Genomic DNA, 24,230 nt, shown 5'->3' with positions numbered 1-24,230 from the left:
CGAAGAACCTCTCGCTGGCCCGGCAACGCTGCCGGGTCAGCGCAGTCCGAACCCGGAGAAGGGCAGGAAGGACACCAGCTCACCCTTGCGGATCGAGGTCACGTCTTCAGGTATTTCGATAAGACCGTCGGCCTCGCGCAGGCCAGTGATCAGGCCGGAGCCGTCGCGCTGGAATTTATGCGCTGCAAGTGATCCGTCTGGACGAGGCTTCAGATAGGCACGGTAGAACTCTCGGCGGTCCGGCTTTTTCTTGGGAACTTCGAAGGCTGCCGGAACCTGAAAGGCCTGCGGCTCCAGAAAGGCACCTCCGCCAAGAACGCTGAAGACCGGCCGTGCATAGAGCAGAAAACAGACCATCGCGGCAACCGGGTTTCCCGGCAGTCCGAGGACAACGCAGGATCCGATATTTCCGAACATCATCGGGCGGCCAGGCTTGATAGCAAGCTGCCACATGTGGCGTTTTCCGATCTTGTCCAGAACCTTGAGCATGTGATCTTCCTCGCCGCGGCTTGCTCCGCCGGTGGTCAGGATCACGTCATGGCTGGCTGCTGCCGTCGAAAGCACCTCTTCAAGGGCGTCGGCGTCATCTTTCAGAATGCCCAGATCGTCGATCTCGACAGGAAGCGTTGCGCACAGGCTGCGCAGCAGAAAGTGGTTGGAATCGTAAACGTCTCCGAGCGTGATAAGGTCGCCGGGCCGGCGTAGCTCGTCGCCTGTCGACACAAGGGCCACCTTCAGTTTCCGGTAAACGGAAACGTCTGCCTGTCCGGTGGACGCGATTGCCGCGATATCTTGCGGGCGCAAGCGCTGACCGGGGCTCAGCAGCGTCGTTCCCTCCGCCACGTCTTCTCCCGCCTTGCGGCGGTTGGCACCCGTTTTCAGGCCTTGCGGCACGATCACGAAGTCCTGCCCATCCTGCTGGTGCGTTTCACAATCTTCCTGCATGGCGACCGTATCCGCACCGGGTGGCATCACCGCTCCAGTAAAGATCCGGGCTGCAGCCCATGGGCCAAGGTCGGCGTTGCTCGCGTGCCCTGCAGCTATCCTCTGTTCCAGACGGAAGAAACCTCCGGCTTCCTCGAAATCGGCGATGCGGAAGGCGTAACCGTCAACGGCCGAATTGTCGGCCAGTGGCACGTTGCGGGGAGCGGTTACCATACTTGCAAGGATGCGTTCGGCGGCATCCTGCAGGGGCACGGTTTCGGTCTCGGCAATGCAATGCAGCCGCTGTTTCAGGATCTCCAGCGCCTCGTGGTGGCGCAGGCGGTCCTTGTCGTGCAGGAAGCAGTCATCCAGAAGCTGTTTGCCGGTCATGTTGTCGACCTTTTCAGCCCGAGATGGGTCTCGATGAAATTCGCCATGGCGGCAATGTCGTCCAGATGAAACACCGGCAACACCTCGTCCGGTAAATCGTGATCGGTTGCGATGGCCAGAATATTCGGATCGGAAACGGCAAGAGGGCCGCGTTCGCTTGCCTCGGTTCTGCGTGCCTCGATCTTCGGATGGGGTTCGCTCTTGTAGCCTTCGATCAGGATCAGGTCGCAGGGAGCAAGCCGCTCAAGGACGTCTTCCAACGGCGGCTCGTCTTCCTCTTTCAGTTCATGCATCAGGGCCCAGCGGCGTCCGGACACCAGTGCAACTTCCACTGCACCTGCTTCGCGGTGTCGGAAACTGTCCGTGCCCGGCTTGTCGATATCGAAGCCGTGATGAGCATGCTTTACGGTCGAAACCTTCAGGCCCCGCGCGGAGAACTCGGCCACGAGGCTCGCCACGAGTTGTGTCTTGCCGGAATTCTTCCAGCCGGTGATGCCGAATACAGGGGTGGTGGTCATCTGGAATGTAAGCTCAGCGCGTCTCTGACAGTCGAAAGGTCATCAGGTTTGTTGGCATTGAAGAAGGGGTCCAACCCGCTGTCGGGATCCGCATCGAAGGCGACTTCGACACTGTCGTAACAGTCGACAAAGGCAAGCACCTTGCCTGTCTTGCCGGATTGCAGCCAATCCTCGAGATCCGCTTTCAGGCTGACAGGCCAGAGGCCGAAGACAGGGTGGAGCTTGTCCGCAGAGGAGGCGAGGGCAATGACCGGTCTGTCACCGGGGACTGCAGCACAGAACCGGCTGACAAGGCTGGTAGGGAAAAACGGCGTGTCACCGGCTACCGAAATCACATGGGTGATATCCGGTCGTTCGTTGTGAGCATAAGTCATGCCGGCCAGGACACCTGCCAGCGGTCCTGCGAAATCGCCTACCGGATCAGCGGCAACAGGCAGCTGAAAGCGCGCAAACCGGTCAGGGTCACCATTGGCGTTCAGGATTATATCGTGCAGCTGCGGTTTCAGACGGGCGAGGATCATATCAAGCATCGTCTTGCCGCCAAGATCCATCAGGCTCTTGTCGCCGCCGCCCATTCTGCGGGATTGGCCGCCGGCAAGTACGCAACCAAGCACCTTGCTGCTCTCAAGGGTCTTCTTGTGTCTGGTCATTCTGCCGGGACGCTCCCTTTTCGGCGGGCCGTATCCGGCTCGTCTTCCACGTCGCTTGCGGACATGTCGAACACGATCCTGTCGTGACCGGACAAGGCAACGAACCGCTTGCCGCGTGCGCGGCCGATCAGCGTAAGGCCGGCCTTGCGTGCGAGTTCGACGCCCCAGGCGGTAAACCCCGAGCGTGACACGAGGATCGGAATGCCCATCATCACGGTCTTGATGACCATTTCGGAGGTCAGTCTGCCAGTGGTATAGAAGATCTTGTCGTGCGCGGGGATGTCGTTCAGGACCATCCAGCCTGCGATCTTGTCGACCGCATTGTGGCGGCCGACATCTTCCATGTAGACCAGCGCACGGTCTTCCTGGCACAGAACACAGCCATGGATCGCCCCCGCCTCGAGATAGAGGGAAGGTGTTGTGTTGATGGTTTTGGTCAGCGCATAGAGCCAGGAAGTGTTTAGACGGGCGTCCTCGTCGAGTTGAACGGTATCGAAGCCGTCCATGACATCGCCGAAGACCGTGCCCTGGGCGCAGCCGGAGGTGCGAACCTTCTTCTTCAGCTTTTCCTCGAAATTGGTTTCGCGCTCGGTGCGAACCACCACAACATCCAGATCGTCGTCATGGTCGATGCCGGTGATGACATCGTCTTCGGCCAGCATGTTCTGGTTTTTCAGATAACCGACGGCGAGAAGGTCCGGATGATCGCCAATGGTCATCATGGTGACCACTTCCTGAGAATTCAGGTAGAGGGTCAGGGGTTTTTCCGTCACGACACGCGTTTCGACCGGCTGTCCGTTCTGATCGATACCGGTTACGGACGTCGAAAGACGCGAATCTTCCGGGTCGGGTTGCAGCACATATGAGCCTGACACAGGCAAACGACTCCATTTGCTTCGATTGTCTCAACACTATGGGACGCGATTGCCGCGGGGCAAGGTGTTACTTTGCCGTTTTGGTTCGCGAAAGTGCCATGAAGGCACCGCCGGCCAGCAGTCCCCAGAATGCACCCGAAACACCGAGGAAACTAACCCCGGAAGCCGTCACCATGAAGGTAATGATGGCACTGTCCCTGTCCGCGGGAGCCTTTGTGGCTTCGCTGATGGAAAAGGTAAAAGCACCCAGCAGGGCCAATCCCGCAACGGCTTCGATCAGGATAGTCGGCGTGGCCGCAACAAAGGCCATCACCAGCCCTGCGAATAGGCCGAACAGGATGTAGACCGCACCTGCGGTCACGGCTGCCCAGTAACGCTTTGCCGGATCCTTGTGCGCATCTTCACCCGCGCACATTGCTGCCGTGATGGCAGCAAGGTTGACCGCATGTCCGCCGAATGGGGCGGACAACACACTGAAGACGCCGGAGAGAGTGAAAAGCGGACCGCTTTTGGGGTGGTAGCCATAGGCGGACAGCACAGCGACACCCGGGATGTTCTGGGACGCCATCGTTACGATGAAGAGCGGCAGCGCGATACTGATCAATGCTTCCAGAGAAAACGAGGGTGCGATCCAGACTGGTTCGGTGATCGGCTGGACGTTGCTCAGGTCGATCGGGCCGCTGCTCCAAAGGCCGATCGCGAATGTCATGACCATGGCAAGGGGAACCGCGAAGAGCCTGAAAAAGCCCAGGGCAATCGCCCAGACGGCAATGATGGCTAGTGCGCTGTAAGGCAGTTCTGCGACGGCTCTTACCGGCGCAAGGCAAAGTCCGAACAGGACCCCTGCCAGCATCGCGTTGGCAAGTGGTGCCGGAATGGCTGCGACCGCCCGCCCGAAAGGCTTGATCAGGCCCGCGAGTACGATAAGCGCGCCACAAACCAGAAAAGCACCAACGGCTGCCGAAAAGCCTCCTTCGAGCGGGCCGGCTGTCGCAAGGAGCGCGGCACCGGGTGTCGACCACGCGATGCTGACGGGGATCTTCGTGGCGACGGAGGCAACGATCGCGCAAAGGCCCATGGAAATGGATAGCGCCATCAGGCCGCTGGTTGCTTCGGCTGGGGAAGCGCCGGCTGCTGTCAGTCCTTGAATGACGATAGCGAATGAACTTGCAAAGCCGACAATGGCGGCAAGAAAGCCGGCTGATACCGGCTGAAGGCCGGCGAACCTGCCTGACATGATGCAATCCCCCAGTTAACAAGGGCGCACAATATCGGCATGCCTGGCAATCGGACTAGGACCCTACGGCCACGAACCGGATAATTTTGCGAAACATGTGATGAGCTGGGGCTCCGCGGCAGAAAACCCGGAGCGGCTCAGATCATCAACATGTCGTTGGTCAGGCGGCCTTCCTGAAGTTCCTGCGCGAAATGTCCGAACGCCCGGTAGGCTTCTTCCCGCGTTACGTCGGCAGGGTGGTCAAGCAGAGGGCGCAGCACGTCGTGCTTGGAAGCGGCCAGGCCATCGGTCAGATCCCGAAAGAACATCAGTGAATTCGGGAACAGCCGGAAATCCGCCGGTTCGTGAATGATGCCCTCGATGGCTTCAAGACGCGGATCGTTCATCACGCAATAGACGGTATCAAGCACCGGGCCGGTCAGGCCTTCCAGAACCTGGATGATGTGCTGATCGACCAGCAGAAGCGCACCGGTTACGCCGGCCTTTCTGTTGATCCGCCGAATACGCAGCAACGTCTTGTCGATTTCGTCGGGCAGGGGCAGACGCATGTTGCCCCAGTTGATCTTGCTTCGGTAGCAGGCGCGGTAAAGTTCCATGGCGTATCCATCCTTTTGCCGATGAAACCAGCCTGCGCTTCAATTCCTCACATTTGCTTAAAATTTGAATCAAATACGAAGAAGAGCTTTTCGTGTTACCGAAGCGTTGCCAAGTCCTCCGCAAAAGTGTGCTTTGCGGTCCGGTGAACAGAACAAGAAAACTGTGCAAAACAACGTGCGCACATCTTTGTGTGGATAAGGAGGTCAGGCACCAGCTTCGAGCTTGAAATCCAGACCGGCTCTTACGGCAGGCCACTCGTGAGGAAGAATCGAATAAACTGCCGTATCCCTGAGCGCTCCGTTGGGCGAGCGCTGGTGGGATCGCAGAACACCATCCAGTTTGGCACCTAACCTTTCGATGGCGGCGCGACTTTGGCGATTCATGAAGTGCGTTCGGAATTCGACCGCGATGCAGTCCAGTTCCTCAAACGCATGTGCCAGCAGCATGCGTTTGCATTCCGTGTTGAGGCGAGTGCGCTGCACGGCCTTGCGATACCAGGTCGAACCGATTTCGAAGCGCTTGTTGGCCGCATCGATGTTCATATAGGTGGTCATGCCGACGGCCTTGCCGGTTGGCGTCAACACGGCGAACGGAAGCATCGAGCCGGCTTCCTGAAGCGACAGCCGTCTTTCAATTTCCGCCCGAACGGCATCCGGCTTCGGGACGCTGGTATACCAAAGCTTCCACAGTTCGCCGTCGGCGGCAGCTTCAGACAGATCGGCGGCGTGGGATAGGCTCAAGGGCGCAAGTGTGCCGGTACTGCCCTTCAGGGTTACGGGGAGAGGCCAGGCCATCATGTGTCTCCAGTCGAATTGGCAGGTCAGAACGGGCGCTCTTCACCGCTCCATTTGAAGAACTTTCCGGTATCGGTAACAGACAGGGAACCGGCAATCTTCAGAACGCCCCGCGCCACATCCACCGGGTCATTGTCTGCCAACTGGCCGCCCATGTCTGTACGCACCCAGCCCGGATCTATCAGCGCGACCGGAATGCCTTCGGATTCCAGATCGGTCGCCAGCCCCTGCATGACCTTGTTCACTGCCGCCTTGGAGGCTCGGTAGGCGAGGGTGTCCGACTTCCGGTATCCCATCCAGGCCATCTGGCTGGAGATGGTCAGGATTCGACCGGATCCCGACCGGCGCAAATGAGGTAGGAAAGCTTGTGAGACCGCCAAAGGTGCAAGGGTGTTGACGGCCAGGGTTTCGGCAAAACCCTCGAAATCCATATCGAGTGCGCTTTGACGTTCCGGAGTGATGATGCCCGCGTTGTTGATCAAAAGGTTCAGCGGGGTAGCGAGGTCGCCGGCGACCGCGCGAACGACGGCATGGTCTCTCACATCGAAAACCAGCGGATGAAAATCTTTGCCGAGCCGTTCCGCTGTCTCGTCAGCCGACTGCTGCGTGCGGACGGAGCCGTAAACGGTCCAACCACTGTCCAGTGCGGCGCGGGCAAGTTCATAACCGATCCCGCGATTGGCTGCGGTGATGAGGCAGGTTGGCATGTCAAATTCCTGAAGCTGGAATGTTTTGGGAAGGACGCTGTGTAGGGCCGTAACAAATTAACCGAGCCGTCTGGCTGTTCAACGAAAACATTGTCTCCCTTTTAGGAGAGGTAACAATTGCGAGATCCAGCAGCAACCATGGCCAATGCCATGGTTATGAAAGCTTCTGAAGCTTGCGGCTTTCAACTGCGCAGGGCTTGTGTCGGATTTTCACCCCTTCTATGACTCGCGGTCTGAAACCGGAACGCGCCGTGCTTCATTTTGGCAGGTTGCCTGAATGGAGCGGCGAACTAGAGTTCGCACCGGAAATAGCCGGTTGAACACAGTGGCCGGTGTACGAAACAGGACCGAAAGATGACCGACACCATAAAAAGCGCAGTCATGGAACGACTGAGGCAGATCAAGGGACCAGACCTTGAAGGCGATATCGTCTCGTTGGGCCTTGTCTCGGACGTGTTTGTGTCCGATGGCCGTGTTGTTTTTTCCATCACAGTTCCCGCAGAACGCGCAAAGGAGCTTGAGCCTCTGCGCCAGGCCGCTGAAAAGGTGGTCAAGGAAGTGGATGGCGTCGAAACCGTGATGGTCGCGCTAACTGCCGAACGCGCGGCGGGTGGCGCTCGCAATGCGGCACCACAATCAGCTCCCAAACCAGCCCCTCAACAGCCTCGGCGACCTGCGGAAGAGCAGGCGCCTGCAAAACCGGGCGTGCCGGGCATCAAGCACATTGTTGCGGTTGCGTCCGGCAAGGGCGGTGTTGGCAAATCCACCACCACGGCGAACCTTGCCTTGGCGATGGCCTCTCTCGGCAAGAAGGTCGGCGTCCTGGATGCCGATATCTATGGGCCCTCGGTGCCACGGCTGTTCAATGTTTCCGGCAGGCCGGAAGCTTTGTCGGGCAGAATGCTCAAGCCAATGGAAGGCTATGGCATCAAGGTGATGTCCATGGGCTTCATGGTGGAAGAGGAAACGCCAATGATCTGGCGTGGGCCGATGGTGATTTCCGCGCTTACCCAGATGCTGCGCGAAGTGGCCTGGGGCGAACTTGACGTCCTTGTGGTCGACATGCCTCCGGGAACCGGCGACGCCCAGCTCACCATGGCCCAGCAAGTGCCGCTGGCCGGAGCCGTGATCGTGTCGACACCGCAGGACCTTGCCCTGATCGATGCCCGCAAGGGCCTCAACATGTTCAAGCGTGTCGATGTTCCCGTGCTGGGGATTGTCGAGAACATGAGCTACTTCCTGTGCCCCGATTGCGGTGGTCGCCATGATATCTTCGGCCATGGCGGAGCGCGTGCGGAAGCGGACCGGCTGAACGTTCCGTTCCTGGGCGAAGTTCCCTTGACGATGAAGATCCGTGAAACCTCCGATGCCGGAACACCGGTGGTGGTGTCCGATCCTGAAGGCTCGGTCGCAGGCATCTACAAGGACATTGCCGCCAAGGTACTCGACAGCATTGATCGGGAGAGCGCGGAACCCACACGAGCGGCCCCCAACATCGTCTTCGATTGATACAGGGCAGGGTCGATCCCTGGGTAATTCCTGATTAGGCGACGAGACAAGTTTTGGCCACGGCGAGAGCTGTGGCCTTTTTTCATCCGGGTTTAGCTGGCTGCAGGACTGGCGGTGTTGATCGCAGATTTATCCGTGAAATGCAGCAGTTTCCACCCGTTGCGAAGGCTCGGGTCAAGCTTGCAAAGTTGAAACAATTTCAAAGCCAATGAGGAGAAACATTAGCGGTTTCTGCCGTCTTTCGATGTTGGGCCTGTAGCAATTCAGGTTTTCACGTCCGGATCACGCGGCCAATATATATTCGAACATGAATATATCGCCCGCGAGGGTGAAAACCAAAAGGTTCCTTCCCGGGCATGCTCACTAGCCGAACTCAGACTTCCAGCACCGATGCCAAACCATCCCTGGCGGTGCTTGTAGCGATTTCATCGGTCAGCCCGCTTGCCATGCAGATATACCTGCCGTCCCTGGCAGGAATGATGGTGGTCTTTTCCGCAACTGCGGGCGAGATCCAGCTGTCGATGTCCGCTTATTTCATCGCGGTTGCGGTTTCCCAGTTGTTCTGGGGGCCCTTGTCGGATCAGTTCGGCCGCCGGCCGGTAATCATTCTCGGCATGGCTTTGTTCGTAATCGGCAGCGTGTTCTGTCTGTTTGCACAAACAATCGAAGCCTTGATCGCCGCCCGGGTTCTTCAGGCAGCCGGTGGCTGTACGGGAATGGTCCTTGGCCGTGCGATCCTGCGTGATCTCTACAGCCCTAAGCAGGCGGCCAGCATGATCGGCTATGTCACCATGGGCATGGCGGTGATGCCGACAGTGGCACCAGCAATCGGCGGAATTCTGGATCAATATTACGGATGGCAGGGCGGGTTTGTGCTGCTGCTCATGTTCGGAGTGGCGGTTCTGTGGGCAAGCATTGCGCTTCTGCCTGAAACGCACCTGAACCGAAAAGCGGCCGGTGGGCGGCAGATCCTGAAATCCTACGCGACCCTCTGCCGTGAGCCGCTCTACTGGAGCTACAGTCTGACAGCGGCGTCCAACGCGCTTGCCTACTTCGCATATCTGGGCGGAGCGCCGTTTATCGCCGCCGATCTCCTGTCCCTGAGTGCGCAGGAAATGGGGTTCTACTTCATGTTCGTGGCGCTCGGTTATATCGCTGGAAACTTCATCTCCGGCCGGTTTGCCGAACGAGTTGGCCTGTTTCGGATGATACTGTCCGGCACTCTCATCGGCGTTGTCTGCGTGGCGATAATCTCCGGGTTTGCCTATTTCGGAGCGTTGAGCGCACCCAGCCTCTTCCTGCCGATGTTCCTTCTTGGTCTCGGCAATGGGGTTTGCCTGCCAAGTGCATTGTCCGGTGCTGTCAGTGTACGGCCTGAGTTGACGGGAGCTGCTTCCGGCCTGACGGCGTCACTTCAGGTCGCCATGGGCGCGCTGGCCGGATCCATTGTCGCCTCGCTGTATGCCGATGGCCTGCTGGCCTCCTCGCCCTGGGGCATGATCCTGATGATGGGACTGGGCATCGGGTGCAGCCTGATCGCGACCGTCTGCATCAGGTTCTACACCACGCGCGCCGACCTCGTTCCGGCAGAATAGTTTTGCCGGCTTTCAAGGTCGCTGAACTTGCTGTTGCCTGGGTAACTGAAGTTTTGGCTGTTTAACCGCCGGTGACGCTCATGTGCCGGGAAACTGCAGGCTGGTTGCGGTTCCGGTCAATCACGAAATCATGCCCTTTTGGCTTCCGTCCGATGGCCTCGTCAATCGCATCGTTCAGAAGGTCGTTGCCTTCCGAAGCGCGCAGAGGCGCGCGAAGATCCGACATGTCTTCCTGACCAAGGCACATGTATAGCTGGCCGGTGCAGGTGACGCGCACCCGGTTGCAGCTTTCACAGAAGTTATGCGTCATCGGCGTGATGAAGCCGAGACGACCACCGGTTTCCTCGATAGTCACATACCGGGCGGGTCCGCCGGTCTTGTAGGGGATGTCCGTCAATGTGAATTGCTCGCCCAGGCGCGCACGCACGGTCGAAAGTGGCAGATACTGGTCCGTGCGGTCGCCGTCGATCTCGCCAAGTGGCATGGTCTCGATCAGGGTCAGGTCGTGACCATGCTCATGACACCACTCAAGCATCGTCACGATCTCATGCTCGTTGACGTCTTTGAGAGCAACCATATTGATCTTGATCTGGAGGCCTGCGGCAGTCGCTGCGCGGATCCCGTCCATGACCTTGCCAAGGTCGCCCCAGCGGGTGACTGCCTTGAATTTCTGCGGATCGAGCGTATCGATCGACACATTGATCCGGCGCACGCCGCAATCGTAGAGTTCCTGCGCGTAGCGGGCGAGCTGCGAGCCGTTGGTGGTCAGGGTCAACTCTTCCAGAGCGCCACTGTCCAGATGCCGGCCAAGGCTGCGGATAAGGCTCATGATATTCTTGCGGACCAGCGGCTCACCGCCGGTCAGGCGCAGTTTACGGACGCCTTTTTCGATGAAGGCAGTGCACAGGCGGTCGAGCTCTTCAAGGCTGAGCACTTCGCGTTTGGGCAGGAAGGTCATGTCTTCCGCCATGCAATACACGCAACGGAAATCGCAACGATCGGTCACGGACACGCGAAGGTAGGTGACGGCGCGGCCGAACGGGTCAATCATCGGACCATGTGATTCCGCTGTTCCGATTGCCGCTTGTGCCGGGACCACAATCTTGCCGTCTGTCACGTTTCGCTCTCCCTCGATTTTTATCTTATCCAGATCATATGGCGTCGATGCGGGCAAGATCAATTGAAACCGGACTGCAAATGTCCGGTTTACGGCATCAGGTAAACTCGTGAGTGTACTCTTGTCAAATCAATTGGAAAGATGCCGGAATTCGCTCACCTGCGCGACCAGGAACCCGCATCGAAGCGCCCACTGACGAGTGCTTGGTCCGGTCACAATCCTAGGAGCTCCACTTTACTTGCCGCTCTCCCGGAATTGGAGCCAAAAAATCCGGCACACCATTGATCCGATTGTGTTTTGCGGCGTATCTGAGCTGTAGCAAGCGGCAGGAGCAGCATGACAACACTTGTTTGGTTTCGACAGGATTTGCGCATCAAGGACAATCCGGCCCTGTTCGAGGCGGCCCGCAAGGGACGTGTCCTTCCGGTCTTCATCCTTGAACCATCAGAGCAGGCCGGTGAAACGCACCCGCTTGGCGGGGCAAGCCTCTGGTGGCTGCATCACAGCCTGGCGTCCTTGAAGGCGGATCTGCCGGGTCTGATCTTCCTGCGGGGGAGCGCGAGACATCTGATCCCACAGCTTGCAAAGGAAGTCGAGGCCGAGGCCGTATTCTGGAATCGATGCTACGAACCACATGCAATCGAGCGGGACACCGATCTCAAGAAGGTGCTGAAAGAAGACGGGTTTGAAGTCAAAAGCTTCAAGGCGTCCCTCTTGTTCGAACCCTGGGAACTGGAGACAAAATCCGGCGGCCCCTTCAAGGTGTATTCACCGTTCTGGAAGGCTGCTCAGCAAAAGACCATCGATGACGCCTTGCCAGCACCGGAGAAGCTGGAATTTGCGGACTACGATGGCGGTGAAACGCTTGAGAGCTTTGACCTCTTGCCCACGAAGCCTAACTGGGCAAAGGGATGGGAGGATTGCTGGCAGCCCGGTGAAGCCGGTGCTGCGGAGCGGCTGGAAGGCTTCTTCGAGGAAGGCTTGAAGGGCTATGGCACATTGCGCAATCGCCCTGATCTTCCGAATGTGTCGCGCTTGTCGCCGCATCTCCACTTCGGCGAAATCTCACCCCGACAGATCTGGCATGCAACGCAGAAGGTAATGGACCGGAAATCGTCGGTTGCCGGTGACGGTATGAAATTCCTGTCCGAGATTGCCTGGCGGGAATTTGCGTACCACTTGCTCTACCATTTCCCGAAATTGCCGTCGGATAACTGGCGTTCAACCTTTGATGCCTATCCCTGGCAGGAGCCGGGCGACGCGTTGGAGAAGTGGCAGAAAGGACAAACGGGATATCCGATTGTCGACGCCGGCATGCGCGAACTCTGGCAAACCGGATACATGCACAACCGGGTGCGCATGATCGTGGCGAGTTTCCTGATCAAGCATCTGCGTATTCATTGGCACCATGGCGAGGCCTGGTTTCGGGACACGTTGGTGGATGCGGACCTTGCCAACAATTCCGCAAGCTGGCAGTGGGTCGCAGGATCAGGCGCTGATGCTGCTCCCTACTTTCGGGTCTTCAACCCGATCACACAGGGAGAAAAATTCGATCCGGACGGTGTGTACATCCGCAAATGGGTTCCAGAGCTGCGCGATCTGGACACGCACTATCTCTTTGCGCCGTTTGATGCCCCGGCCGAAACCCTGAAAAAGGCCGGTATCGCGCTTGGCGAGACCTATCCGAAACCGCTGGTCGACCATGCCAAGGCACGCAAGGCAGCGCTTGACGGCTATGAAGCGGTGAAGCAGGCGGGACAAGACGCCGCTTGACGGTGCCGGTGCTACCGGTATCGTCCGCGCGCAAGTCCCGGCGACATGTGCCGGGTGGAATCAAAGGACCCGGAGATGACCGACCCGACTGCTCCCTGGCCGACGGAACTACGCGTATCGAAAGACAAGAAGAGCCTGACTGTTGCTTTCAACACGGGTGAACGGCACGAATTGTCTGCTGAATATCTCCGGGTGTGTTCACCTTCGGCGGAAGTGAAGGGCCACAATCCATCCCAGAAGCAGACCGTGCCCGGCAAACGCAACGTCGAGATCATGAAGATCGAACCTGTCGGCAACTATGCAGTCCGTATCCATTTTGACGACATGCATAACTCCGGGATTTTTACCTGGACGTATTTCCTCGAGCTAGGCAGAGATCCGGAAGCACACTGGGGTGTCTACCTGCAGGAACTGGCGGACAAGGGCCTGACACGGGATCGTTGACTGAGAGCAGGCAGGGCTGGCTGAAGCCAGCTGGAATCAGCTATGAAGGGCGTGGCTCGACCCAAGCCATCCCCCTCCATCAGGAGCAGCAGCCGAACTGCAGGGTCGTTTCATACTGGCAACCAGACGATCGTGCGTTCGCATATGGAGGGACTGCGGCTGATGCACGCGATCTGGAGGTCGCACCATGAAACTCACTGCACCCGTTTTCCGCCTGAAGCGTGAAGCCCGAACACTCGCCCGCAGCAAATCCATCGCGTTGAGCCGCGCATTGGACGCAATTGCTGTGCGCGAAGGTTTCAGAAGCTGGAGCCATCTCGCGTCTGCGGTACGCGACCAAGGCCCTTCGGTCAGGCTTTTGTCAGCGCTTGAACCCGGCGATATGGTCATCCTTGGTGCACGGCCGGGGCACGGCAAAACAGTGCTGGGGCTCGAGTTGCTTGCAGAAGCGGCCAAGGCCGGTCGAACGTCCGTGTTCTTTTCGTCAGAATGTTCTTATCGCGATGTTCGTATGAAGCTATCCGCCAGCGGATACCGCGATCCGGAAAAATCGGGAACGTTCCGGATTAGGCTTTCCGACAACGTCTGCGCCGAGAAGATTAAAGAGACGCTGGCTGATGCTGTGCCGGGCTCCATAGCCGTCATCGATTATCTTCAGGTCATGGACCAGCATCGCTCGCAGCCACCGCTCGGTGCGCAGATCGAGGAGCTGAGACAATTTGCAAACAAGCAGCGTATCACGCTCGTCTTCCTGTCGCAGGTCCACAGAAGCTTTGATCCCGAGATCCGGTCACTGCCAGGGTTCTCCGATATCCGCACAACCAATCCTGTCGATCTATCGCACTTCGACAAGGGCTGTTTCCTGCACGACGGCGAGATGATGCTGTCCGGACATTGAGTTGCCCTTCCGGTCTTTTGGATCACCGGCCGGTGTCCTGCTGAGGCAGGGCACCGGTTGCTTGAACGTCTTGAAACGTTCCGGGCTTTCGCGGGCTTTTGGGTTGTGGATGTTTAAAGTCCGAGTTCACTCAGGCCAGGATGGTCTGCCGGGCGCGGGCCCTGAGGCCAGTGCATCTTGCGATCATTCGCGGAAATGGCGAGATCATTGATGCTGGCAAATCGGCGATGCATCAGGCCATTGGGTGCGAACTCCCAATTCTCGTTGCCGTAGGAGCGGTACCATTGTCCGGCCGCATCGTGCCATTCGTAGGCAAAGCGAACCGCAATCCGGTTGCCGGCAAAGGTCCACAGTTCCTTGATCAGGCGGTACTCCTGTTCCCTCTGCCATTTGCTGGTGAGGAATTCCACCACTTGCTCCCGCCCAACCGGAAAGTCCGACCGGTTCCGCCAAATGGTGTCCGGTGTATAGGCTAGCGAGACCTTCTCCGGGTTCCGGCTGTTCCAGCCGTCTTCCGCAGCACGCACCTTCTGGCGGGCGGTCTCAAGGGTAAAAGGCGGCAGCGGGGGGCGCTGTTCTGTCATCGCGCTAGCTCCAGAGTCTGAATTTGAGGAGACGAGGCCAACCCCGCATGTAGGCGGGCGTCCAGCGGCTGGGGGGCCGGGGTCAAGGCTGATTTGATCACAAGTACCCCGGCAACAAGTGCGCCGAAGAGATAGAAGCCGCGCGGATATGCAGGTCTTGGTGAGAACATGGGTTTGCCTCGCAGTGTTAAACAGATAAAAGTGTACCGATCTGTTCAGTTACGAGTCATATATGTACCGATCTGTACATGATGGCAAGGCGCTAACTTCGAGCCTGAGATCATTAAAACGTGAGGGTGTCGTGTTTTGGCTGTTTGGGCAGCATCTATTTTGGAGATCTTGAACGATTGCTGACGTTTGACTATTTACAAGTCAGTACAGAAAGGAAGCTCATGCGACCAAGCAAACGCGATGAACTGGTACGCAAGTCTCTGGCTGTCTTTTACAGAGACGGTTTCCATGCGACCGGCATGGATACGCTTGTTGCTGAAACAGGCATCTCCAAGACGACGATGTTCAAGCATTTCAGAACCAAGGATGATCTGATCCTGGCGGTGTTGAGATACCGGGACGAGACTTTCCGGAACTGGTTCCTGCGCAGGCTGGATGAATGCGATCTTTCGCCAAGGCAAAAGCTGCTCGCAGTTTTTGATATTCTGAAAGAGTGGTTCGAAGAACCCGGTTTCAAGGGATGTATGTTCATCAAGGCATCGGCTGAGTTTCAGGACCCCGTACACCCTGCATATGCCCAGTCCACCGAACACAAGCGTCTGCTTCTGTCGGCACTCAGGAGCCTTGCGGAAAAGGCGGGGGCTCGCGAGCCGGATCTGCTGGCACGTCAGATCCTCCTTCTCAAGGAGGGGGCAATCGTTGCCGCTCAGATGGGGTTCGACCCGGATCCGTCAGGTGCGGCAAAGAACGCGGCAGCGGTACTGATCGATGCCCACATCCTGGAAAATTGATCAAGCTGGGATTTAGAAGTGAGCATCAAATAAAAAAGCCGGGCAGGGCCCGGCTTTATTTCTTGATAATTGGTGCCGCAGTTTAGCGCTTCACGATGACCTTCGAACCAACAGTCACGCTGTTGTAGAGGTGGATCACGTCTTCATTTGCCAGACGGATACAGCCGGAAGAGACAGCCGAACCGATGGTCCACGGCTCAGTCGTGCCGTGAATGCGGTAGAGGGTCGAGCCGATGTACATTGCGCGAGCACCCATCGGGTTGTTCGGTCCACCCGGCATGTAAGCCGGAAGGATACGGCCTTTCGCACGTTCACGAGCACGCATCTGTGCAGGCGGGGTCCAGCTCGGCCATTCAGCCTTGCGGGTGATGCGGTGCGTGCCGGCCCACTGAAAGCCATCCTTGCCAACGCCGACGCCGTACTTCATGGCCTTGCCACCAGGCAGGACATGATAAAGACGGCGCTCGGAGGTATCGATGACGATCGTGCCTGCAGGGTACGGGCCATCATATTTCACGCGCTTGCGTTTGACCGGGGACGGGCCGCCCGGGTGATATTTCGGAGTGACCCAGGTGTTCGTGCTGTGGTCAAAGTAGCCATATCGCGGAGCTGCCTGAGCGGTCAGCGCAAAAGCGCCTGCCAGAACCGCAACCATTACAAATAAAAGTTTCTTCATTCCGATCCCCCATCAGCATCGGGCTCGTGCCTCAACGATGCGATTCTCAATCAAAGTGACGTTACGAAAATGTCCTTGCCGCACTCTTAATTATTATGTCGCAAAACGGCGTTCGGGAAAATCTCACGTTGATGTGACCACCGACCATGTCCTGCGTCTGTGCTGAAATTGCAACGGATTTTTCGTGAAAAACGCGATGAAGACGCATTCGCTCGCTGAGATTGTGGATTTTGCCCGCCTTGGCATAAATCGTCAGCTATCTTTGATCCGAATTGGGCGATTCCGCGCCTGATGCCGAATCGTTTGACCGCGATCCAAATCGCGCCAAAACGGCGCGTGGTTACTGTTGTTGGTGTGTCGACAGACAAAAAAGAACCCGCGGCAAAAGCCGCGGGTCTGGTGATTTCAGCTGAAGCCGCGTTCAGCCGAGGTTCAATTCCTTGAAGAAGTCGTTGCCCTTGTCATCAATGACGATAAAGGCCGGGAAATCCTCGACTTCGATTCTCCAGACGGCTTCCATGCCCAGTTCCTCGAACTCGACCACTTCCACCTTCTTGATACAATCCTGCGCAAGGCGAGCGGCCGGACCGCCGATGGAGCCGAGATAAAACCCGCCATGAGCCTGGCAGGCGCGGCGCACCTGGGCGGAACGGTTGCCTTTGGCCAGCATGACCATGGAACCGCCGGCTGCCTGGAACTGATCGACATAAGCGTCCATGCGTCCTGCGGTTGTCGGACCGAACGAACCTGAAGGCATTCCCTCCGGTGTCTTGGCCGGGCCAGCGTAATAGATCGGATGGTTCTTGAAATAGTCGGGCAGGGGCTCGCCGCTTTCCAGCCGGTCACGCAGCTTGGAATGGGCAAGGTCGCGGGCAACGATCAGCGGTCCGGAAAGCGACAACCGGGTCTTGATCGGGTGTTTGGAAAGTTCGCCCAGGATTTCGGACATCGGCCGGGTCAGGTCGACCTTGACCACATTGTCGGAAAGGTGGTCGTCGGTGACCTCCGGCAGGTATTTTTCCGGGTGCATCTCGAGCTGTTCCAGGAAAATCCCGTCTTTCGTGATCTTGCCGACGGCCTGCCGGTCTGCAGAGCAGGACACGGCGAGTCCGATTGGCAAGGACGCGCCGTGACGCGGCAGGCGGATGACACGCACATCGTGGCAGAAATACTTGCCGCCGAACTGGGCACCGACGCCGGTTGCCTGGGTCAGTTTGTGAATCTCGGCTTCCAGCTCAAGGTCACGGAAGGCATGTCCGAGTTCCGACCCTTGCGTCGGCAGGCCGTCAAGATAGCGGGCCGAAGCCAGTTTTGCTGTCTTGAGGTTCATTTCCGCAGACGTGCCGCCGATGACGATCGCAAGGTGATAGGGCGGGCAGGCCGCGGTGCCGAGCGTGAGGATCTTTTCCTTGAGGAATTCCACCAGCCGGTCATGAGTCAGCAGGGATGGCGTGCCCTGGAACAGGAAGGTCTTGTTGGCCGAACCGCCACCCTTGGCCATGAACAGGAACTTGTAGGCATCTTCACCTTCGGCATAGAGCTCGATCTGTGCCGGCATGTTGTTGCTCGTGTTTTTTTCCTCGAACATGGAAATCGGCGCAAGCTGGGAATACCGCAGGTTCTTTTTGAAATAGGCGTCCCGGGAACCTTCGCCGAGTGCGGCTTCGTCCGACCCGTCGGTCCAGACCCGGCGGCCCTTCTTGCCCATGATGATTGCGGTGCCCGTGTCCTGGCACATCGGCAGAACACCGTGGGAGGCGATATTCGCGTTTTTCAGGAGGTCAAACGCAACGAATTTGTCGTTCTCGGTCGCTTCCGGATCTTCCAGGATCTTCTTCAGCTGTTCCAGGTGGCCTGGACGCAGGAAATGGTTGATGTCCTTGAAGGCCTCTTCGGCAAGAAGGCGTAGACCTTCAGCTTCGACAACCAGTACCTCTTCGCCGTTGAACTCGGCTGTCTTGACGTGGTCCGACGTCAATTTCCGATACGGGGTCTTGTCTTCTCCCTGAGGGAAAAGGGCGCTGTGCTGATAAGCTGGAGGTGTGAGCGGAGCGTTCATAGGAGGCTTTCCTGATCTGGCTGCTTCCCGTCACATCGGGAAGCGCTGGAACGTTGAGTGCTGTTCTCATACGGCAAAAAGGCTGCGGACGCCAAGTGCCGCAGCCTGATCAAATGGTCGGAGCCGGAAGTCTTGTTTGCCGAACGCGATGTCAGCGGATCGCCGTAAGATCCAGGGTAACGGTGACGATATCTCCGACCGTATCGGTGCCGACGCCGCTGCCAAGCTGATAGTCGAGCCTGTTGACTATGGCCGTCCCCTTAGCTGTGGCGGTGTCGCCCGCGATGTCCAGGGTGAAATCCATCTCGACCGGCTGGGAAATTCCCTTGATGGAGAGCGTGCCCTGTGCCCGGTAGCTGTTGCCTTCGACAAGCTCGACAGTGTCGGACGTGAATTCGGCCGTCGGGAAGTCCCCGGCGTTGAACCAGTCCTTGCCAGGCAGGGTGCCGTCGAACTGGGCGTTGCCGGTGGTGGCGCTCATGGGTTTGATTTCAGCGCTGATCTTGGCGGTTTCAGGGGCCGCAGGATCAAAATCGATGTCTGCTTCCCAGGACGCGAAGACGCCAGTCAGCGTGCCGCCGCCCTGTTTGACTTCAAAGCCGAGCTTGCTCTTGTCCGGATCGACTTTCCAGGTGTCGGCAAACGCCGGTGCGGTGAAGGTCGTCGCCGACAGGACTGCAACGGCATATGTAAAATGCTTCAATGTCATCTGCGGATTTCCAGTTCGTGTTGTCAGCTATCGGCCTTGGCGGGTGCGGTTGAAATCATGCGTTTCAACGTGGCGTCGCGGGCGATGAAGTGGTGTTTCAGCGCTGCTGCGACATGGACGGCAATCAGCGCGATCAGCAGGTAGGCGCCGTATTCATGCAGCAGCTTGAAGAAGGTTTCCGCCTGTTCCTGCGAACCAAGCACACCTGGAACCGGCAGATGCGGCACTGGCCAGGTGTTGAACAGGATGGTCGGAATGCCCCACGGCGAAGCCGACACCATGAACCAGCCGGTCAGTGGCAGAGCAAACAGAAGCGCGTACAGGCCGACATGCCCCAGATGCGCCCCGACCTTTTCCAGCGGGTGCATGTTGTCAGGCAGTTTCGGCGAAGGGTTGAGAAGGCGCCAGACAAGACGGAGCACGGCAAGCGTTAGAACCACAAAGCCGATCGACTTGTGCAACTGATAGAGCTCAAAGGTTGCCTGTTCGGTCGGGGGAAGCTGGTGCATGTAGAGGCCGAGGCCAAGCATGCCGATGATCAAGACTGCCATCGTCCAATGGAACGCAATGGCGATTCTTCCATACCCGGTTGAAGTGTTGCGCAGCATGGCGGCTCCTGGAAAACGGAGGCCGGTCTGTCCGGCCTCCGAGGGTGTTCGCTTAGTTGGTCGCGTCGGACTTGAGCGCTTCGGAATGGAAGGTCACGGTAATGTCGTCACCTACATAGGGAACATACATGTCCATTCCATAGTCGGAACGCTTCAGAACTGTGGAAACGGCAAAACCGGCAGCTTCCTTCTTCGCCATCGGGTGCTCACCAAGTGCTGTGACATCAACGGTCAGGGTCACCGGCTTGGTGATGTCCTTGATGGTCAGGTCACCGGTCACTTCCAGCTGGTTGTCGCCGGTCTTTTCGACCTTGGTGCTCTTGAAGGTCGCCTTCGGGAATTTTTCAGCGTCAAAGAAGTCCGCGCTCAGGAAGTGCGCGTTGCGCTCTGCCCAGAACGTGTCGAGGCTGCCGACGTCGATCGTGAATTCGATGGAGGAATTGGCAGGCGTGTCCTTGTCGATCAGCAACGTGCCTTCCCATTCGCCGAAACGGCCTTCGGTCGTGGAGTAGCCAAGGTGGTTATAGGAGAAAGCCAGGTTGGCGTGGGACTTGTCGAAGTCGTAGGCCACCGGTTCGGCAAGGGCGGTGCCTGCGACGAGGGAAAGGGCAAGCGCAGAAGCTGCGAGACGGATCATGATCAAACCTCATAGATGTTACCAGAAGCGTTCGCTCATGAACGCTGCAGACTGGAACATAGGAAGAAAATTGTGCGGTGCAATTTGACTGACTGTTCGTAAATGCTGAACAATAATTCAGTTGATTTCTTCACCGTTAACTGTGTGGCTTTGGAAAGATTTTCAAGCGTCAGGGGGATAGAAAGTCGACCCTGCGGTATTGGGGAAGAATCGCGATAGAGTTCCGAGACTGAAGTGAATTGTTCAGTCATTCAATTAAGAGTTGTCGCGACCGGTAAGCAACTGAAATTTCGAGGGAAGTTGCAGTGTCATCATTTCATCAAGAATTTCAGGCACCTGTTTCATCGACTTCCCTCTAGAGTGGCCGTTTGCCAGCCCTATCCAAGCTCCGGATATCACTCTGGAGACACAGGAGACCTAACCGTGAAACAAGCCGTCGTTGTGTGCCACCGCGGAGCCAGCCTTCAGGCTCCGGAAAACACGATTGCCTCGCTCGAGGGAGCAATTGCGCTTGGCGCCGAAGTTGTCGAGTTGGATGTTCGGCCGTCCAGGGATGGCATCCTCTACGTGATGCACGATGCAACTGTTGACCGGACGACGGATGGAAGTGGCCGAATTTCGGATATGACTTCCGACGAAATTGACCTTCTTGATGCAGGGAACTGGTTCAAGGAGACCTTCAAGGGCGAACGTGTTCCAAGGCTGGACACGTTTCTGGATACCTGCAAGGGCCGTATTGGCACCTATGTTGAGATCAAGGAAGGCGACCCTGCGGAAATTCGCGACATGCTGGCAGTCCGCGGCATGCTGAGTGACGCCTGGACGTTTTCGTTCGATCAGGCAATCCGCGCTGAAGCCCGTGCAAAGGTACCGGACCTGCGGCGCATGGTTCTTTACGCTCACGTTGGTTCGGTCGAGCGCGCCGTTGCCCAAGGTGCGCATATACTGGAATTCCATGAGGATGACCTGGAAGAGAAACTCATAAACGAGGCAAAGCAGGCCGGATTGATTACGCAGATGTTCTACGCCGGGTCTGAACGAGCCGTTTTCGAGAAAGCCGTGCGCTGCGGCGTCGAACAAATGAACATCGACCAGGTCGAAATTTTCAAGTCCGTGGAAAAAGAGCTTTTGGCAACCGTCTGACGCTTCGGCGTGATGCAACTCGCATTCAGACGGAAATCATTGACTGGCGTGGCCGGGAACCTACGGGTTCCTGGCCGTTTTGTTTTGGAATGATAGAAAAAATATTTTGAGCGTCATACGCCATTTCGATCAGGCATCGCAGGTATCTATGATTGTGATTTTTCTCTAGTTATCCAAAAACACAATCTTAAATAGTTTTAATATTAAAATTTTATCTAATATGGGAAAAAGTTGGAAACGTTAGATGATAGAACAATTTTTACTAAAAGAATGAAATAAAAAGGTTTCCCATTATAATTCAAGTCTTGTTAACGGGGGCGGAATAGCTTGCCGAGCTTCCGAAGCTGGGCCAAGAGAGGGCTCCCATGTCCAACAAAATAAACGTCAATTGCTCAGGTCAGGCCAGTTGCATGGCAGCAAAAGCTGATGACGTTGGACAGTTCTGGGATCTCCGGATGCGGTTGGCAGCGTCGCTTCTGCTGGCTGCCCTTATGGCCTTCTGGTTTTCTCAAGAGGCATTGTCGCAAGACGCGGAGACAGGTGGCACGCCGTGGCACTGGTCGGTCGAACGCGTCAGCGGCCGGGTCATGGTGCAAACCCGTGCCGGCGAGACCTTTGCCGTCAAGCGTGGCATGACGGTGCGCAAGGGATGGAAGATCAAGACCGGCGGTGGGCGTGTAGTCATCAATCGGGGTGAAGAAACATTCGTTGTTTCTCCAAATTCTGTTGTGACGCTTGAGCCGAAGGGCGTGCTGATCAAGCGAATGGTCGTCTACCAGGACCTTGGTCAGGTAGATGTGGACGTAAAGCGCCGGTGGTATCGGCATTTCAAAGTGGAAACCCCTTTCCTTGCCGCTGTTGTCAAAGGAACTCAGTTCAGGGTCAAGGTCGGCAACAGGACTGCGTCGGTCAATGTGGGGCGGGGCGTTGTCGGTGTTCATGACTTTGCATCCGGAGATCGTGCCGACGTAGGCGCCGGTCAGGCGGCCGCCACCAACCCTTCGCGCCGCGTCGGTTTATCCGTCAGCGGAAAGAACAAGCCTGCGGTGCGTTCTGGCCCCAAACGGGCTCCTTCATTCGAAACACGCGTCGTGAAGAACGTGCCAGCTACCAAAGCTGAAGCAAGAGCTGCCAATGGCGGCAACCGGGGCAATGCTGGAGATTCCCGCTCGGGGAACAACGGCAATGGCAACTCCGGTGGCAATGGCAACGGCAACTCCGGTGGCAACGGGAATGGCAACTCCGGTGGCAACGGAAACGGTAATTCCGGCGGCAACGGAAACGGTAATTCCGGTGGCAACGGAAACGGCAATTCCGGCGGCAATGGCAACGGCAATTCCGGTGGCAACGGCAACGGCAATTCCGGCGGCAACGGCAATGGCAATTCCGGTGGCAACGGCAATGGCAATTCCGGTGGCAACGGAAATGGCAAGGGTCGGTAACGCCACTCCGTCTGCGAAAAGGTATCGCTCGGGATATTAAGTCTCGCTGCTGCTGAAGACGTTCCAGGAATATGACGACAAGCAATCCGTATTGGCGGATACAAGTCGTGGAGGTCGGGCTGGGTAACTCCGTATTTTACGGAAGATTACCTAGCTCCTTTCTGTTTTGAAGTAGTCGTTTATCGCAACTAGTGACGAGCATAGGCAATATTTTCCGCCTGTCTTCACGTTGGGTTAAACGCTGAAATGCTACACAGGATGTGTAGAACTCAATAAACCTGTCCGTGGGTTCTGCGCACGGCATTGACAGTCAGTCGTAACGTGTTGAAGAGCAAGATGAAAAAAGACGCTATGTATTCAGTCGAGCGGAAAGCAGGATCACTTCTGCGGGTCCTCTTGCTTGCAGCTCTGGTTCTGCTTCCTGCTACTGCGAATGCTTCGGACTGGGTTGTCAAACGTGTGTCCGGCATCGTTTATTTCGTTGCGCCTGGCGTGGAAGCTTTCCGTGTCAAAAAGGGCATGGTGTTTGAAAAAGGCTACACCATCGGAACCAGGGCAGGTGCCCGCGCTCTCATAGGCAGAGGCAGCGAAACCATCGCCGTTGGGCCGAACACCACCTTTGCCATGTCGGCATTTCGCAGCAATGGAGCAAAGACCACACTGCTGCAGAGAAAGGGGACGATCGAGGTCGATGTTGAAAAACGGCAGCAGCCGCATTTCACCGTCGAAACCCCGTTTTTTGCCGCTGTGGTGAAAGGTACGCGATTTGAGGTCAATGTCCAGGGCAAGCAGGCTCGCGTTTCCGTCGAACGAGGCGTTGTCGCTGTGGAAGATTTCGCCTCCGGCGACAGGGTGGACCTGACAGCCGGTCAGGCTGCAGCCAGTGCACCGTCAAACCGGGTTGGCTTGTCTGTGAGCGGTCGTACCAAACCGACCGTAAAACCTGGAGCCAAGCGCGCGCCTGCATTTGAAACACCGGCCGTGAAAAACGTGCCATCAAATGCAGCAGAAGCGAAATCGGCGAACTCGAACGGGAATGCCGGCAAAGGCAACAACAATTCCGGCGGCAATGGCAACGGCAATTCCGGAGGCAATGGCAACGGGAATTCCGGTGGTAACGGTAACGGCAATTCCGGTGGTAACGGCAACGGGAATTCCGGTGGCAACGGAAATGGTAATTCCGGAAGCGGTAACAACAATTCCGGCGGCAACGGTAACGGCAATTCCGGTGGCAATGGTAACGGGAATTCCGGCAACGGAAACTCAGGCAATGGCAATTCCGGGAGCGGCAACAACAATGCCGGCGGAAACGGCAAAGGCAATTCCGGAAACGGAAACGGAAAAAACAAGAACTGACGGTAATCAGGATACCGCAGGTGCAA

Annotated in this window: 24 protein-coding genes; 9 read left to right on the top strand and 15 right to left on the bottom strand. The window is 57.3% G+C overall.

All coding sequences use genetic code 11. The features are described 5' to 3' along the window. Window positions 1–36: 36 nt before the first annotated feature. The 8 genes from glp to HEP89_RS23785 form a co-directional block, all read right to left on the bottom strand. Entirely contained in the window at window positions 37–1,314 is a 1,278-nt protein-coding gene (glp, locus tag HEP89_RS23820) for a gephyrin-like molybdotransferase Glp (protein WP_077293045.1), read from the bottom strand. Next, window positions 1,311–1,832, bottom strand: coding sequence for a molybdopterin-guanine dinucleotide biosynthesis protein B (mobB, locus tag HEP89_RS23815; protein WP_077293044.1), 522 nt, complete (start codon window positions 1,830–1,832; stop codon window positions 1,311–1,313). The genes glp and mobB overlap by 4 nt, the downstream gene beginning before the upstream one ends. Beyond that, window positions 1,829–2,482 carry a molybdenum cofactor guanylyltransferase MobA gene (gene mobA, locus HEP89_RS23810; protein WP_077293043.1) on the bottom strand — a complete coding sequence of 218 codons (654 nt, stop codon included), beginning with the start codon at window positions 2,480–2,482 and terminating at the stop codon, window positions 1,829–1,831. The genes mobB and mobA overlap by 4 nt, the downstream gene beginning before the upstream one ends. Next, a complete protein-coding gene (gene fdhD, locus HEP89_RS23805) occupies window positions 2,479–3,357 on the bottom strand; it encodes a formate dehydrogenase accessory sulfurtransferase FdhD (protein WP_077293042.1) in 879 nt (292 codons plus the stop codon). Before fdhD ends, mobA begins: the two co-directional genes overlap by 4 nt. Window positions 3,358–3,424: 67 nt before the next feature. Then, window positions 3,425–4,594 (bottom strand): benzoate/H(+) symporter BenE family transporter, encoded by a 1,170-nt coding sequence (locus tag HEP89_RS23800; RefSeq protein ID WP_077293041.1) that lies wholly within the window; start codon window positions 4,592–4,594, stop codon window positions 3,425–3,427. A 137-nt stretch (window positions 4,595–4,731) separates the two neighbouring features. Next, a complete protein-coding gene (locus HEP89_RS23795; RefSeq protein ID WP_055653875.1) occupies window positions 4,732–5,190 on the bottom strand; it encodes a BLUF domain-containing protein in 459 nt (152 codons plus the stop codon). Between the two features lie 204 nt (window positions 5,191–5,394). Beyond that, complete coding sequence (locus HEP89_RS23790; RefSeq protein WP_208997927.1) at window positions 5,395–5,985, bottom strand: GNAT family protein; 591 nt, start codon at window positions 5,983–5,985, stop codon at window positions 5,395–5,397. Window positions 5,986–6,011: 26 nt separating this feature from the next. Next, window positions 6,012–6,692 carry an SDR family oxidoreductase gene (locus HEP89_RS23785; RefSeq protein WP_168693204.1) on the bottom strand — a complete coding sequence of 227 codons (681 nt, stop codon included), beginning with the start codon at window positions 6,690–6,692 and terminating at the stop codon, window positions 6,012–6,014. A gap of 354 nt (window positions 6,693–7,046) precedes the next feature. On the opposite strand from HEP89_RS23785, the gene HEP89_RS23780 reads away from it, so the two are divergent. Both HEP89_RS23780 and HEP89_RS23775 read left to right on the top strand, forming a co-directional pair. Then, complete coding sequence (locus tag HEP89_RS23780; RefSeq protein WP_077293038.1) at window positions 7,047–8,201, top strand: Mrp/NBP35 family ATP-binding protein; 1,155 nt, start codon at window positions 7,047–7,049, stop codon at window positions 8,199–8,201. 356 nt (window positions 8,202–8,557) lie between these two features. After that, window positions 8,558–9,796: a multidrug effflux MFS transporter gene (locus HEP89_RS23775; RefSeq protein ID WP_022999463.1), complete on the top strand. Its 1,239-nt coding sequence runs from the start codon at window positions 8,558–8,560 to the stop codon at window positions 9,794–9,796. 61 nt (window positions 9,797–9,857) lie between these two features. Here the strand turns inward: HEP89_RS23775 and moaA are convergent, their stop codons facing one another. Beyond that, window positions 9,858–10,847 (bottom strand): GTP 3',8-cyclase MoaA, encoded by a 990-nt coding sequence (gene moaA / locus HEP89_RS23770; RefSeq protein WP_031268810.1) that lies wholly within the window; start codon window positions 10,845–10,847, stop codon window positions 9,858–9,860. 402 nt (window positions 10,848–11,249) lie between these two features. Here moaA and HEP89_RS23765 point away from each other — a divergent pair, with 402 nt between their 5' ends. The 3 genes from HEP89_RS23765 (at window position 11,250) to HEP89_RS23755 (ending at window position 14,028) form a co-directional block, all read left to right on the top strand. Next, a complete protein-coding gene (locus HEP89_RS23765; protein WP_077293036.1) occupies window positions 11,250–12,686 on the top strand; it encodes a deoxyribodipyrimidine photo-lyase in 1,437 nt (478 codons plus the stop codon). A 75-nt stretch (window positions 12,687–12,761) separates the two neighbouring features. After that, window positions 12,762–13,130: a DUF971 domain-containing protein gene (locus tag HEP89_RS23760; RefSeq protein WP_055656473.1), complete on the top strand. Its 369-nt coding sequence runs from the start codon at window positions 12,762–12,764 to the stop codon at window positions 13,128–13,130. 187 nt (window positions 13,131–13,317) lie between these two features. Further along, window positions 13,318–14,028, top strand: a complete 711-nt coding sequence (locus HEP89_RS23755; RefSeq protein ID WP_168693203.1) for a DNA helicase — start codon at window positions 13,318–13,320, stop codon at window positions 14,026–14,028. A gap of 113 nt (window positions 14,029–14,141) precedes the next feature. On the opposite strand, the gene HEP89_RS23750 is transcribed toward HEP89_RS23755, so the two are convergent. Continuing rightward, window positions 14,142–14,612 carry a nuclear transport factor 2 family protein gene (locus HEP89_RS23750; RefSeq protein WP_022999458.1) on the bottom strand — a complete coding sequence of 157 codons (471 nt, stop codon included), beginning with the start codon at window positions 14,610–14,612 and terminating at the stop codon, window positions 14,142–14,144. A gap of 392 nt (window positions 14,613–15,004) precedes the next feature. Here HEP89_RS23750 and HEP89_RS23745 point away from each other — a divergent pair, with 392 nt between their 5' ends. Next, window positions 15,005–15,574, top strand: a complete 570-nt coding sequence (locus HEP89_RS23745; RefSeq protein ID WP_168693202.1) for a TetR family transcriptional regulator — start codon at window positions 15,005–15,007, stop codon at window positions 15,572–15,574. An 82-nt stretch (window positions 15,575–15,656) separates the two neighbouring features. Here the strand turns inward: HEP89_RS23745 and HEP89_RS23740 are convergent, their stop codons facing one another. The 5 genes from HEP89_RS23740 to HEP89_RS23720 form a co-directional block, all read right to left on the bottom strand. Further along, window positions 15,657–16,250 carry a L,D-transpeptidase gene (locus HEP89_RS23740; RefSeq protein WP_031268808.1) on the bottom strand — a complete coding sequence of 198 codons (594 nt, stop codon included), beginning with the start codon at window positions 16,248–16,250 and terminating at the stop codon, window positions 15,657–15,659. 421 nt (window positions 16,251–16,671) lie between these two features. After that, entirely contained in the window at window positions 16,672–18,309 is a 1,638-nt protein-coding gene (locus tag HEP89_RS23735) for a fumarate hydratase (protein ID WP_075283804.1), read from the bottom strand. A 151-nt stretch (window positions 18,310–18,460) separates the two neighbouring features. After that, entirely contained in the window at window positions 18,461–19,018 is a 558-nt protein-coding gene (locus HEP89_RS23730) for a YceI family protein (RefSeq protein ID WP_022999453.1), read from the bottom strand. Window positions 19,019–19,041: 23 nt separating this feature from the next. Then, the gene (locus HEP89_RS23725) at window positions 19,042–19,626 is read right to left on the bottom strand and encodes a cytochrome b (RefSeq protein ID WP_168693201.1); all 585 of its coding nucleotides are present in this window, start codon (window positions 19,624–19,626) and stop codon (window positions 19,042–19,044) included. A 52-nt stretch (window positions 19,627–19,678) separates the two neighbouring features. Then, window positions 19,679–20,263, bottom strand: a complete 585-nt coding sequence (locus HEP89_RS23720; protein WP_022999451.1) for a YceI family protein — start codon at window positions 20,261–20,263, stop codon at window positions 19,679–19,681. A 423-nt stretch (window positions 20,264–20,686) separates the two neighbouring features. On the opposite strand from HEP89_RS23720, the gene HEP89_RS23715 reads away from it, so the two are divergent. From HEP89_RS23715 to HEP89_RS23705, 3 genes are all read left to right on the top strand, one after another. Beyond that, on the top strand, window positions 20,687–21,406 hold the full coding sequence (locus HEP89_RS23715) for a glycerophosphodiester phosphodiesterase family protein (RefSeq protein WP_168693200.1): 720 nt from the start codon (window positions 20,687–20,689) through the stop codon (window positions 21,404–21,406). Between the two features lie 410 nt (window positions 21,407–21,816). After that, window positions 21,817–22,848, top strand: a complete 1,032-nt coding sequence (locus tag HEP89_RS23710; protein WP_209014807.1) for a FecR domain-containing protein — start codon at window positions 21,817–21,819, stop codon at window positions 22,846–22,848. Window positions 22,849–23,184: 336 nt separating this feature from the next. After that, entirely contained in the window at window positions 23,185–24,204 is a 1,020-nt protein-coding gene (locus tag HEP89_RS23705; protein ID WP_209014806.1) for a FecR family protein, read from the top strand. Window positions 24,205–24,230 lie beyond the last annotated feature (26 nt).

Source organism: Labrenzia sp. 5N (assembly GCF_012395805.1).
Classification (GTDB): Bacteria; Pseudomonadota; Alphaproteobacteria; order Rhizobiales; family Stappiaceae; genus Roseibium; species Roseibium algicola.
The sequence above is the reverse complement of the archived record's forward strand: the minus strand, read 5'-3'. Positions and strand labels throughout refer to the sequence as shown.